This window comes from Accumulibacter sp. (assembly GCF_036625275.1).
Taxonomy (GTDB): domain Bacteria; phylum Pseudomonadota; class Gammaproteobacteria; order Burkholderiales; family Rhodocyclaceae; genus Accumulibacter.
In genome coordinates, this window is the sequence record NZ_JAZKUD010000016.1 from 46,729 (window position 1) to 59,450 (window position 12,722).

Annotated in this window: 8 protein-coding genes and 1 pseudogene; 7 read left to right on the top strand and 2 right to left on the bottom strand. The window is 58.9% G+C overall.

Features of this window, described 5'->3' with window-relative positions; all coding sequences use genetic code 11:
* Positions 1-17: 17 nt before the first annotated feature.
* Positions 18-1,178, bottom strand: coding sequence for a pyridoxal phosphate-dependent aminotransferase (locus tag V5B39_RS08285; protein ID WP_332342422.1), 1,161 nt, complete (start codon positions 1,176-1,178; stop codon positions 18-20).
* Between the two features lie 100 nt (positions 1,179-1,278).
* Positions 1,279-3,117 carry a phosphoenolpyruvate carboxykinase (GTP) gene (locus V5B39_RS08290; protein ID WP_332342423.1) on the bottom strand — a complete coding sequence of 613 codons (1,839 nt, stop codon included), beginning with the start codon at positions 3,115-3,117 and terminating at the stop codon, positions 1,279-1,281.
* Positions 3,118-3,464: 347 nt separating this feature from the next.
* Between V5B39_RS08290 and V5B39_RS08295 the strand changes: the two genes are divergently transcribed.
* From V5B39_RS08295 to V5B39_RS08325, 7 genes and pseudogenes are all read left to right on the top strand, one after another.
* A complete protein-coding gene (locus V5B39_RS08295; RefSeq protein WP_332342424.1) occupies positions 3,465-5,765 on the top strand; it encodes an NADP-dependent malic enzyme in 2,301 nt (766 codons plus the stop codon).
* Between the two features lie 114 nt (positions 5,766-5,879).
* On the top strand, positions 5,880-7,007 hold the full coding sequence (locus V5B39_RS08300) for a patatin-like phospholipase family protein (RefSeq protein ID WP_332342425.1): 1,128 nt from the start codon (positions 5,880-5,882) through the stop codon (positions 7,005-7,007).
* Positions 7,008-7,126: 119 nt separating this feature from the next.
* Positions 7,127-8,356 (top strand): D-alanyl-D-alanine endopeptidase, encoded by a 1,230-nt coding sequence (gene pbpG / locus V5B39_RS08305; protein ID WP_332342426.1) that lies wholly within the window; start codon positions 7,127-7,129, stop codon positions 8,354-8,356.
* 153 nt (positions 8,357-8,509) lie between these two features.
* On the top strand, positions 8,510-9,514 hold the full coding sequence (locus V5B39_RS08310; RefSeq protein ID WP_332342427.1) for a sulfate ABC transporter substrate-binding protein: 1,005 nt from the start codon (positions 8,510-8,512) through the stop codon (positions 9,512-9,514).
* 34 nt (positions 9,515-9,548) lie between these two features.
* Positions 9,549-10,403, top strand: a complete 855-nt coding sequence (gene cysT, locus V5B39_RS08315; protein ID WP_434735671.1) for a sulfate ABC transporter permease subunit CysT — start codon at positions 9,549-9,551, stop codon at positions 10,401-10,403.
* On the top strand, positions 10,400-11,269 hold the full coding sequence (cysW, locus tag V5B39_RS08320; RefSeq protein WP_332342429.1) for a sulfate ABC transporter permease subunit CysW: 870 nt from the start codon (positions 10,400-10,402) through the stop codon (positions 11,267-11,269). The genes cysT and cysW overlap by 4 nt, the downstream gene beginning before the upstream one ends.
* Positions 11,270-11,363: 94 nt before the next feature.
* Positions 11,364-12,435, top strand: a pseudogene (locus V5B39_RS08325) (sulfate/molybdate ABC transporter ATP-binding protein).
* The last annotated feature ends 287 nt before the right edge of the window (positions 12,436-12,722 follow it).

A 12,722-nucleotide genomic window follows, 5' to 3' on the forward strand; every position in this document is an offset into this window, starting at 1 on the left:
AGGTCAACTCACGGCGCTCAGCCCAGAAAGCGGCGGATTCTGTCGACTGCCTCGGCGAGACGTTCGAGCGTGGTCGTGTAAGCAAAGCGCATATGCTGGTTCGGTGCGTGCGTGCCGAAGTCGAGGCCAGGGGTCGTCGCGACACCGGCCGACTCGATCAGGTCACGCGCGAAGCGCTCGCTGTTGCTGGTCAGGGCGCTGCAGTCGACGTAGAGATAGAAGGCACCCTGCGGCCTGGCCGTGAGCTGGAAACCGAGGTCTGCGAGCGCCGGTGCCAGGAAGTCGCGCCGCCGCCGAAACTCTGCGCGCCGTGCTTCGAGGATGCTGATCGTCGTCGGCGCAAAGGCCGCGAGTGCTGCATGCTGTGCCGGTGTCGATGGCGAGATGTAGAGATTCTGCGCGAGCTTTTCGATGTCGCGGGCGAAACGTTCGGGGACGACCAGCCAACCGAGTCGCCAGCCGGTCATGTTGAAATACTTGGAAAAGCTCTGCACGACAAAGATGTCGTCGCCGAATTGCAGCGCGGTCTGAGCGTCATTCTCATAGGTGAGGCCGTGATAGATCTCATCGACAATCAGTTGCCCTTGGTGTTGGCGAACGAATTCAGCGATCGCTGCCAGTTGTTCGCCGCCCAGCATGGTGCCGGTGGGGTTGGCCGGCGAAGCGAGCAGTACCCCGGCTGAGCGTTCGTTCCAGTGCGCTTCGAAGTCTGCCAGGGTGGGTTGAAAGTTGCTTGCCGGGCCGACCGGGATGCCGATCGGAACGCCTTCAAAACTCCGGATGAAGTGACGGTTGCACGGATAACCAGGATCGCTGAGCAGCCATTCACTGCCCACTTCAACCAGACAGGCGAGGGTCAGCAGCAGGGCAGCAGAGGCTCCCGCAGTGACCGCTATGCGGGCAGCGGGGATGCTGATCCCATAACGTGTCTGGTAAAAGTCGGCGATGGCATGGCGCAACTCGGGCAGGCCAAGTGCGGGCGTATAGAACACACGACCGCTCGCAAGACTTGTCCGGGCTGCGGCGATAACCGGTTCCGGTGTTGGGAAGTCGGGTTCACCGACTTCCATGTGGATGATGTCGCGACCTTCGGCTTCAAGTGCCCTGGCTCGCGCCATCAACTCCATGACATGAAAGGGGGCGATGTTGGCGAGGCGGCTGGCGGGAAAGGTCGGCATGGTTGGAATCGGTTTGGTGAAAGCCAGCAGTTTAACCACAAGGCAGGACATTGGCCAAAAAAAGGCCGCCCGGAGGCGGCCTCATGATGTTCTCTGATGCTCAGGCTGCCTGGAATGCCTTCTCGAACTTGTCGCGGATGTCCACGAGCTGGGCGGGCATCTTGTCGCCCATCTTCGCGAACCAGTCCTTGACGCCCTCGAGTTCGCTCAGCCAGGCCTCTTTGTCAAGGCTGGTGACCCCGGCGAATTCTTCCCTGGAGAATTCAACGCCGGACCAGTCGATGTCTTCGTAATTGGGCATCGAGCCGAGGATGGTTTCCCTGGCGGCAGCCTTGCCTTCGCAGCGTTCGATGATCCACTTGAGGACGCGTGCGTTGTCCCCGAAGCCTGGCCAGGCAAACTGGCCCTTTTCGTTCATCCGGAACCAGTTGACCATGAAGATCGGCACGGGTGTGTCGGCTGCGCTGCCCATCTTCAGCCAGTGGCTGTAGTAGTCGGCCATGTGGTAGCCGCAGAACGGCAGCATGGCAAATGGATCACGACGAACGACGCCCTGCTGACCGAAGGCGGCTGCAGTCGTTTCGGAACCGAGTGTGGCGGCGGCGTAGACGCCGTGCTCCCAATCCAGCGTCTGGCAGACCAGTGGCACTGTCGAAGCGCGCCGGCCACCAAACAGGAAAGCTGAAATGGGTACCCCTTCGGTGCCTTCCCAGTTCTCGTCGATGCACGGGCACTGGGAAGCAGGGGCCGTGAAACGGGAGTTCGGGTGTGCGGCCTTGGTGCCCTTCTCCTTGGCAATTTCCGGCGTCCAGTCGTTGCCCTGCCAGTCGATGGCGTGTGCCGGCGCCGGGCCCATGCCTTCCCACCAGACGTCGCCGTCGTCGGTCAGCGCGACGTTGGTGAAGATGGTGTTTTCGGCAAGTGAGGCCATGGCATTGAAGTTGGTCTTGTCGTTGGTGCCTGGCGCCACACCGAAGAATCCGGCTTCCGGGTTGATGGCGTACAGGCGGGTTTTTCCATCCTTGCCGACACGTGGCTTGATCCAGGCGATGTCGTCACCGATGGTGGTGATCTTCCAGTCGCCGAGGCTCTTCGGCGGGACCAGCATGGCGAAGTTGGTCTTGCCGCAGGCCGACGGGAAAGCGGCGGCGACGTAGTGTTTGTCTCCGCTGGGCGATTCAACGCCGAGGATCAGCATGTGCTCTGCCATCCAGCCGTCGTCACGGGCCATGTTCGACGCGATGCGCAGAGCCAGGCACTTCTTGCCGAGCAGTGCGTTGCCGCCGTAGCCCGATCCGTAGGACCAGATTTCGCGGGTTTCAGGGTAGTGTACGATGTACTTGGTGGTCGGGTTGCACGGCCAGCGCGGATCGGTCTGGCCGGGCTCCTTGGGAGCGCCGATCGAGTGCACGCAGGGAACGAATTCGCCATCGGTCCCGAGGACGGGGAACACCGCCTTGCCCATACGCGTCATGATGCGCATGTTGACCACCACGTAGGCGCTGTCGGTGATCTCAATGCCGATCTGGGCGATCGGCGATCCGATCGGACCCATCGAGAACGGGATCACGTACATCGTGCGACCCTTCATGCAGCCCTTGAACAGGCCGCTGAGGATTTCACGCATCTTGGCCGGGTCTTCCCAGTTATTGGTCGGACCGGCGTTTTCCTTCTTCTCGGAACAGATGTAGGTACGATCCTCGACGCGAGCAACGTCGGATGGATCGGAAAATGCGAGGAAGGAGTTCTTGCGCTTCTTGAGCTTGGTGAAGGTGCCGGCGGCGACCAGTTCAGCGCAAAGCCGGTCGTATTCTTCCTCGGAACCGTCGGCCCAGACGACATTGGCCGGCTCGGTGAGGGCTGCAATCTCCGCAACCCATTGCTTCAGGCGTTCATGTTTGACGTAATCAGGGGCATCGATGGAAACAGTTTGGTTCATGGTGATCACTCTCGAAGGAAGGTAGAGAAGCAGAAGTTACCGTGGAGCGGCGCGGGCAGGGAAAAATGGCCGGAAGGCGGAATGGATTTCCGGCCCATTTGGGTGCGGCGCGTCGGTCGCGGCGGGTGAAAAATAAGCCGGGTGCAGGGCGGATAACAGCATGCGAGGCACGGGTGCTACAAGGAGGTCGGAGTTTGTGTAATTATGCCACAGGTCCGACCTGCACCAACGCTCCATTGACAGATGTTGGTCCACCGAGAAGGCATCAGCGATCTGACGAAAGCAAGTGGGGTGTCGGTCAGCCATGCGATGTTGCTGTACATTGATACCCGTCAGGAGAGTGAACGATGAACCAAGAAAAAGATCAGTTACGTACTGCCGCCCTGTTTTACCATCGCCATCCCAAGCCAGGCAAGGTATCGATACAGCCGACCAAGCAACTGGCCAATCAGTATGACCTGTCGATGGCCTACTCTCCGGGGGTGGCTGCGGCCTGCGAAGAGATTGCCGCTCTGCCGGGCGAAGCGAGCACGCTGACCTCGCGTGCCAACCTGGTCGGCGTCATCACCAATGGCACCGCGGTGCTTGGTCTCGGAGCAATCGGCCCGCTGGCCGCCAAACCGGTGATGGAAGGCAAGGCGGTGTTGTTCAAAAAGTTCGCCAATATCGACGTTTTCGACCTGGAAATCGAGGAGCGCGATCCGGATCGCCTGGTGGAAATCATCGCTTCCCTGGAGCCGACTTTTGGTGGCATCAACCTCGAAGACATCAAGGCGCCGGAGTGCTTCCATGTCGAGAAGAAACTGCGCGAAAGGATGAAGATTCCGGTCTTTCACGACGATCAGCACGGCACGGCGATCGTCGTTGGCGCGGCCATTCTCAATGGCTTGTTCCTGCAGGGCAAGGATCTGCGTCAGGTCAAGCTGGTCACCTCGGGCGCCGGCGCCGCCGCACTCGCCTGCCTGGACTTGCTGGTGATGCTGGGCATCCCGGTCGAGAATATCTGGGTAACCGACATCAAAGGCCTGGTCTATGAGGGCCGCGTCGAAGAGATGGACGACATCAAGGGGCGTTATGCAAAGCGAACCGATGCCCGTACATTGGCCGAGGTCATCGAGGGCGCCGACGTTTTCCTTGGGCTGTCGGCCGGCGGAGTCCTCAAGCAGGAGATGGTGGCGAGGATGGCACCTGCACCACTGATCATGGCATTGGCGAATCCCAATCCGGAAATCCGGCCCGAAGACGTGCAGGCGATCCGCAACGATGCAATCATTGCCACCGGCCGTTCGGACTACCCGAACCAGGTCAATAACGTGCTGTGCTTTCCCTTCATTTTTCGCGGTGCACTCGATGTCGGCGCGACCACCATTACCGAAGCAATGAAGCTGGCCGCAGTCAGGGCGATCTCCGAACTCGCACGCGTCGAGCAATCGGAGGTGGCGGTCAAGGCGTATGGCGAAAAGCATTCCAACTTCGGACCGGAATATCTGATTCCGAATCCCTTCGATCCGCGCCTGATTGGCAAGATTGCGCCGGCGGTTGCCGAGGCGGCCATGGCATCCGGGGTGGCAAGCAGGCCCATCAAGGATCTCGAAGCCTACCGGGAAAGTCTGGACGAGTTCGTTTATCACTTCGGCCTGATCATGAAACCGGTCTTTTCTCAGGCCAAGCAAGCCCCCAGACGCATCGTTTTTGCGGAAGGGGAAGATGATCGAGTGCTGCGCGCCGTGCAGGTGATCGTTGACGAAGGGATCGCGAAACCGATTCTGATCGGCGACTTGAAAGACATCACTCGTAAGCTTGAGGCGCTGAACCTGCGCGTGTCTCCCGGAGTTGACTTCGACGTCGTCTACGCCGACAACAACGAATTCTTCGACGAACACTTCGAAACCTACTGGCGGGAATACCGGCGTTTGATGGAGCGCAAAGGCGTTTCGGCCGAATTTGCCAGGCGCGAGGTACGGCGTCGCGCTTCGCTGTTCGGCGCGATGATGGTGCGCATGGGCGACGCCGACGGCCTCATCTGCGGCACTTTCGGTCGCCATGACGTGCATCGCGAGTATGTGGAAAATGTCATCGGCCTGGCGCCGGGGGTCCGCAACCTCTACGCGATGAGTCTCCTGGTCTTGCCGGATCGTACGCTGTTCATTGCCGATACCTACATCAGCTACGATCCGTCGGCGGAGCAGTTGGTGGATATGACACTATTGGCTGCCGACGAGGTTCGCCGCTTCGGCGTGACCCCGCGTGTTGCACTGCTGTCGCATTCGTCCTTCGGTTCGGCGAACACGCCCACTGCGCTGAAGATGCGCGCCGCCCTTCAGCTATTGAAGGAACGCGCGCCGCGCCTTGAGCTTGAAGGCGAAATGCACGGGGATGCGGCGCTTGACGAGCACATCCGGCAGCGGGTATTCCCCAGCGATGCGCGCCTCAAGGGAACCGCCAACCTGCTGATCATGCCGACGCTCGATGCAGCCAATATTTCATTCAACCTGCTGAAGATTGCATCCGGCGACAACCTGACGATTGGACCGATCCTGCTCGGAGCCGCACACCCGGTGCATATCCTGACTTCGACGGCGACGGTTCGACGGATTGTCAACATGACCGCACTGACGGTGGTCGACAAGCTGATGAATGAGCGCTGAGTCCCCATCCTACTCTGCGCCCGGCAGCGACTCTAACTTTCGGAATCGCTGCCAGTGCACCCGTGACGATTACGACGGCCTCTGATCCGGCAAACGGACATCGATAAGCTGACGATGGTAAAGACGGCTCTGGTTCTTGGTGGTGGAGGCGCGCGGGCCGCGTATCAGGTGGGTGCCCTGCTGGCCATTCGTGAATTGCTCGGCGACCCGACGATCAATCCGTTTCCGATTCTTTGCGGCACCTCTGCCGGTGCCGTCAACGCGGCTACCCTGGCGTGTTATGCCAACAACTTCAGCGCTGCCGTTGAAGCGCTGGCGGATGTCTGGCGCAACATGCACGCCGGACAGATCTATCGGTCTGATCCGCTTGGCATGGGGATTGCCGGGGTCCGCTGGCTGAGTGCCTTGTTGCTGGGCTGGGTGATTCAGCGCAGTCCGCGTTCGTTGCTGGATAACCAGCCGTTGCGCAAGCTTCTCGAACAGCGGTTGAATTTCGGCAACATCGATCGCTGCATCTCCAGTGGCGCCCTCTACGCTGTCAGCATTACTGCATCGGGCTACACGACGGGTCATGGCGTCAGTTTCTTTCAGGCGCATCCAGAGGTGGAGAGGTGGCGGCGCACGCAGCGCGTTGGCTGTCGCGCACATCTGTCGGTTGAACATCTGATGGCATCGAGTGCGCTCCCCTTCATCTTTCCCGCGGTGTACCTCAATCGCGAGTATTTTGGCGATGGGTCGATGCGCCAACTGGCCCCGATCTCGCCCGCGATCCACCTCGGCGCAGAGAAGGTCCTGATCATCGGCGTCGCGCAAATAAACGATACGACAGGGCGGCAGAGTTCCCAGAGCTATCCGACCCTGGCACAGATTGCCGGGCATGTGCTGTCATCGATCTTTCTGGATAGTCTGGCTGTTGACGTGGAGCGGATGGAGCGAATCAACCAGACCCTCTCGAAAATCCCGGAGGATTTGCTGGCCAGCGGCGATATTGGGCTGCGGTCGGTGCAGTCCCTGACCATCACTCCGTCCGAGCGTATTGACTACCTTGCCACACGCCATGCCAGTGCGCTGCCCCTGACGGTGAGAACGTTGCTGCGCGGCCTGGGGGCGATGAATCGGCGCGGCGGGGCCTTGACCAGCTACCTTCTCTTCGAACAACCCTATACACGGGCGTTGATCGACCTCGGCTACAAGGACACGATGGCGCGTCGCGAAGAAGTCACGGCTTTTCTTGAATCCTGAATACGCTTGATGTAGTTTGTCATCTTATTTGTCTATCCCTTTCTTTTTATGATCTATAGTGATCAGACAATAGTCTGTTGTAGAATGGTCAGGAAATCGAATCATGTGGGAGGTTTGCAATGCGTATGACATTAAGAGCAGCATTACTGCTGGGCGCCATGGTGGGAACGGTGACGCTGCCGATCGAAGAGGCCCATGCACTGGAGAAGGGCAAAGGCAAGACTGAGTCACAGAAGAGCAAGGCCTTGCCAGTCATACAAAAAGGCAAAGGGAAAGCGGCTGCCCAAAAGGACAAGGTCGAGTCGGTGGCGAGGACGAATTCTTCCCGTTCCTCGAGGAGCAAGGGCAAGGTCGAACCAATCGCCGGCAAGGACAAGGCATTATCGCCAACCCGGCACGGGATGGCTGCACCTTTGGCTCATAAGGACAAGTCAGGAGTTCGGGTAACAGCCAAGTCCGCACGCGTCGCGCGGATCGGAAAATACGCTTCGCCAGAGGCAAGCGGCGGATTGACGCATTCGTTTCAGAAAAAGAATCTGACCAGAGTTCTCGCCGGTCATGTCGATCTTTGGCAGGATCCGGGCCGTTTGGCCGTCCAGTCGGGATCCGCGCTGGTGATCGCCCAGGATAGTGGTGAGCCGCTGTACGAAAAGAACGCCAACGCCATTGTGCCGGTCGCGTCGATCACCAAACTGATGACGGCGATGGTCGTACTTGACAGCATGCCCAATCTTCAGTCGCCGATCACGATCAGCGATGAGGATGTCGACTATCTGCGCGGCAGCCGTTCACGCCTCGGAGTAGGTTCGGTGATCACCCGTGAAACGGCCCTGCTGCTGGCGTTGATGTCTTCCGAGAACCGCGCAGCCAATGCCCTCGGACGCCATTACCCGGGTGGCTTGCCGGCTTTTGTCGCGGCGATGAATCGTAAGGCGGCGTCGCTCGGGATGAGCAGTTCGCATTTTGAGGATCCCACCGGTCTCAATAGCAACAATGTCTCCACGGCACACGACTTGGCACGAATGGTTGCGGCGGCACATCACTATCCCTTGATTCGCGAGTTTTCGACAACCCCCGGGGTACGTACCGAAGTCAAGGGCCGCGAGCTTGATTTTCACAACACCAATCAGTTGGTCAGTAGTCCGACCTGGGAGATCGGGTTGTCGAAAACTGGCTACATTCAGGAAGCCGGCAAGTGTCTGGTCATGCAGGCGCGTGTTGCGGACAAGCCAGTCGTGATCGTGCTGCTTGACTCAGCCGGCAAGCAGACCCGCATTGGCGACGCCAATCGCATCAAGCGCTGGATGGAAAGTGCATCAGTAACGGGTAAGCTGCCGACACGCGTTTGACCCGGTTTTCCAAATGACAAGCCACGGTACGCCGTGGCTTTTTTTTGGCGGTTTCGAGGCATCATAGCTCTCTTGGGTATAAATAAATAAGCATTGAGGCTTTGTGGTTCTAAAACCCTTGGCTATAGTGGCAATACTTTTCTGGAGTCGGATATGTTACGAGTGATTCGCCGGTTGTTCCTGGCCTTGACGTTAACTTTCTCTGTCACTTGGGCTTTTGCCGAAGGCAGCAGCCTGCTTAACGTCTCGTACGACGTTGCCCGGGATTTTTACAAGGACTACAACCCGATGTTCCAGAAACACTGGAAAACGCTTTCCGGTGAGCCGATCGAGTTGAAACAGTCGCACGCGGGATCAAGCAAGCAGGTGCGGGCCGTCGCCGACGGTCTGGAAGCCGATGTGGTGACCATGAATCAGGCGTCCGATGTCGACTTTCTTGCCGAGAAGGGGCTGGTGGCCAGGGATTACGCGAAGAAATTTCCAAACAACGCGTCGCCCTACACGTCGACGATGGTGTTCATCGTTCGCAAGGGTAACCCGAAAGGCTTGAAGGACTGGAACGATCTTGTCAAACCGGGAGTCCAGGTGATCCTGCCGCATCCCAAGAACACCGGCAATGGCCGTTACACCTATCTTGCCGCGTGGGGCTACGCACTCAGTCAGGCCGGTGCCAACGACCGGGCAGCGCAGGATTTCGTTGGCCGGCTGCTGAAGAACGTCCCTTTGTTCGCCGCCGGAGGTCGCGATGCGACCACCACTTTCATGCAGCGGAAGATCGGTGATGTGCTGATTTCCTTCGAGAGTGAGGCCGAACTGATTGCCCGTGAGTTCGGCAAGGGCGAGTTCGAAGTGGTGTACCCTTCGTTGTCGATCCTCACCGAATTTCCTGTTGCCATCATTGACAAGGTGGTCGACAAGAAAGGTACGCGCAAGGCGGCGCAGGCTTATCTCGATTTCCTGTGGTCGCCGATGGGCCAGGAAAACGCCGCTCAGAACTATTTGCGGCCGCGAAACCAGGAGATCCTGAAAAAGTACGTCGCCCAGTTTCCCCCGATCAAGACTTTCAGCGTCGACGAGGTTGTCGGCGGCTGGGCCAGGGCCTATCCGACGCACTTCCGGGATGGCGGGACTTTCGACCAGATCTATCAGCAGAAGTAGGTGCCTTGCCGTGGCTGCCTGGTCATCGTCCTGTTTGACGCCGGCTCGCCGACAGATTCTGCCCGGTTTCGGCCTGTCGCTGGCTTGTACCCTGGCTTACCTGTCATTGCTGATCCTGCTGCCGCTTTCCGGTCTGGCGTTCCGGGCCAGTCACCTGGGTCCGGCCGAGCTCTGGGCGATCGCCACGGGCGAACGTGCACTGGCCTCGTATCGCGTGACCTTCGGTGCCTCTTTGCTGGCTGCAACGATCAACGCCTTCTTTGGTCTGATCGTCGCCTGGATTCTCGTGCGTTACTCGTTTCCAGGCAAACGTGCCATTGATGCCTTGGTCGATCTACCTTTTGCATTGCCGACGGCGGTGGCCGGAATTACCCTGGCTACCCTTTATGCGGACAATGGCTGGATTGGCCGATACCTTGAGCCGCTAGGCGTCAAGGTGGCGTTTACGCCGTTTGGCATCGTCGTTGCCCTGACTTTTATCGGCCTGCCTTTTGTCGTTCGCACGCTACAACCGGTGATCGAGGATATCGAGCCGGAAGTCGAGGAGGCGGCCGCATCACTGGGCGCTTCGCGCTGGCAGACCTTTATCCGTGTCCTCTTTCCAGCCATTTTCCCCGCGCTACTCACCGGCTTCACGCTGGCCTTTTCACGTTCAGTCGGAGAGTACGGATCGGTCATTTTCATTGCCGGAAATATCCCCCTGATCTCGGAAATCACACCCTTGCTGATCATTTCCAAGCTCGAACAGTATGATGTTGTTGGCGCGACCGCTTTGGCGATGGTCATGCTGATCATTTCCTTTGTGTTGCTGCTCGCCGTCAACGCCTTGCAGTGGTGGGTGGCGAATCGGCACACGGGGTGTTCGCCAAGTTTGGGAGCGCGCCAGTGAGCGAGCGCTTGCGGCGGGTGAACGCCGAGCCGCGCTGGTTGCGTGCCCTGCTGCTGGGTGTCGGGCTCGGATTCCTCTTCTTTTTTCTCGCCTTGCCTTTGCTGGCGGTTTTTGTAGAGGCTTTTGCTGCAGGTTGGAGCGCCTACGCCGGCGCCTTGAACGATCCCGAAACCCGTTCTGCGATTGGCCTGACACTCCTTGTGGCACTCTTCGTACTACCGTTCAACGTCGTTTTTGGTGTCGCTGCGGCGTGGGCGATTGCCAGGTTCGATTTCAGGGGCAAGAGCTTGCTGATTACTTTGATCGATCTGCCGTTTGCCGTATCGCCGGTGGTCGTGGGTCTGGTCTTTCTGCTGATCTTCGGCGCCCAGGGGCTTTTCGGGCCATGGTTGGCGGCCCATGAGATCAAGGTGGTGTTTGCGCTGCCAGGGATCATTATAGTCACCCTGTTCATTACCTCGCCGTTCGTCGCCCGCGAGTTGATCCCGCTGATGCAATCGCAAGGGAAGGAAGAAGAGGAGGCTGCCCTCTCGCTCGGTGCCAGCGCCTGGCAGATGTTCCGCCGCGTGACGCTGCCGAATATCAAGTGGGGTCTGCTGTACGGCGTGATCCTGATCAACGCTCGGGCGATGGGCGAGTTCGGTGCGGTATCGGTGGTTTCCGGGCATATCCGCGGCGAAACCAATACCCTGCCGTTACACGTGGAAATCCTGTACAACGAGTACAACGCGGTGGGTGCTTTCGCGTCGGCATCGGTGCTGGCTTTGCTGGCGCTGGTGACATTGCTCGCCAAAACCATCGTCGAATGGCGAATGCGCCGCGAAAACAGCATGCTGTCGGCGGACTTGCCGGCAGAAAAGACCTGAGACAGAGGTGCCGCAGCTTGCCCCCGACTTTTCCGTTTCGCTTGCACGCGAACCCCTGCAGAAAATTTTTTCTGAACTATCCTGAACAATCCTGATGAGCATCGAGATACGTGCAGTCGGCAAACGCTTCGGCAACTTTGTGGCACTGGAAGACATCAACCTGCACATTCCGACGGGCGAATTGCTTGCCTTGCTCGGTCCGTCAGGCTGTGGCAAGACCACGCTGCTGCGCATCATCGCCGGCATGGAGAACGCCGACGTTGGGCAGGTGCTGTTCGCTGGTGAGGAAACGGCACAGGTGCATGCCCGCGATCGCAGGGTCGGCTTTGTGTTCCAGCACTACGCCTTGTTCCGGCACATGTCGGTGTTCGAAAACGTCGCTTTCGGTCTGCGCGTCAAAGCGAGAAAAGTGCGTCCGGCAGAGGCCGAGATCCGTAGCCGGGTTACGGCATTACTCAAGCTCGTGCAGCTCGACTGGCTGGCCGATCGCTATCCCTCGCAGCTTTTCAGGCGGTCAGCGTCAGCGTATCGCGCTGGCACGTGCGCTCGCCGTTGAACCGAGGGTGCTGCTGCTCGATGAACCCTTCGGTGCGTTGGATACCCAGGTGCGCAAGGAACTGCGGCGTTGGCTGCGGCGCTTGCACGATGAAATGCAGATTTCCAGTGTCTTCGTGACGCACGATCAGGAAGAAGCGCTGGAGGTTGCTGATCGCGTGGTGGTGATGAACCAGGGGAGGATCGAGCAGATCGGCTCTCCCGACGAGGTGTATTCGAATCCGGCGACACCTTTCGTCTATCAGTTCCTTGGCAATGTCAACGTTTTTCACAGCCGTGTCCATGGTGCCTGGGCGGAAGTTGCTGCGGAGCGTTTGGAGGGCGGGCCGGAAAGCGCTGTCACGGCGTTTGTCCGACCGCACGATATCGAGATCGAACACCACCCGCTGACCGGTGGCCTAGAGGCAACGGTACAGGAAGTGCATGCCATCGGGCCATGGGTGCGTGTCGAGCTGGCGCATGCTTCGGAATTGATCGAGGTTGAGTTGACTCGCGAGCGGGCCACGATATTGGCGCTCGCCGAAGGACAGCGGGTATGGTTCAAGCCTCGTCAGCTCAGGGTTTTTGCCGAACCAGAAAAGACCATGGAAGAGGGTGGATCGGGAATCTAGTTGAACCAGCCGTCGTGGTTTACCGGCTGTGTGCAGGAACAAAGGCCCTGTGGACCAACGCTGGCTGGGTCGTCGGAGGCTTCGTCTGGTAGCATGTGCCGTCATGCAGAAATATACTCACATTAAATTAGAGGTTTTTCTGCGGAGACCACTATTGTTCGTAAGTATTCGGTGAACCCGTGGGCCAAGTCTGACCTTGACGATCGGCGCTAGCGACACAGAATTGAGCGGAAGTTCCTGTGCAGGGGATGGAGCCAGATATCCTTGATCGGCAGGATAGGCTTGGA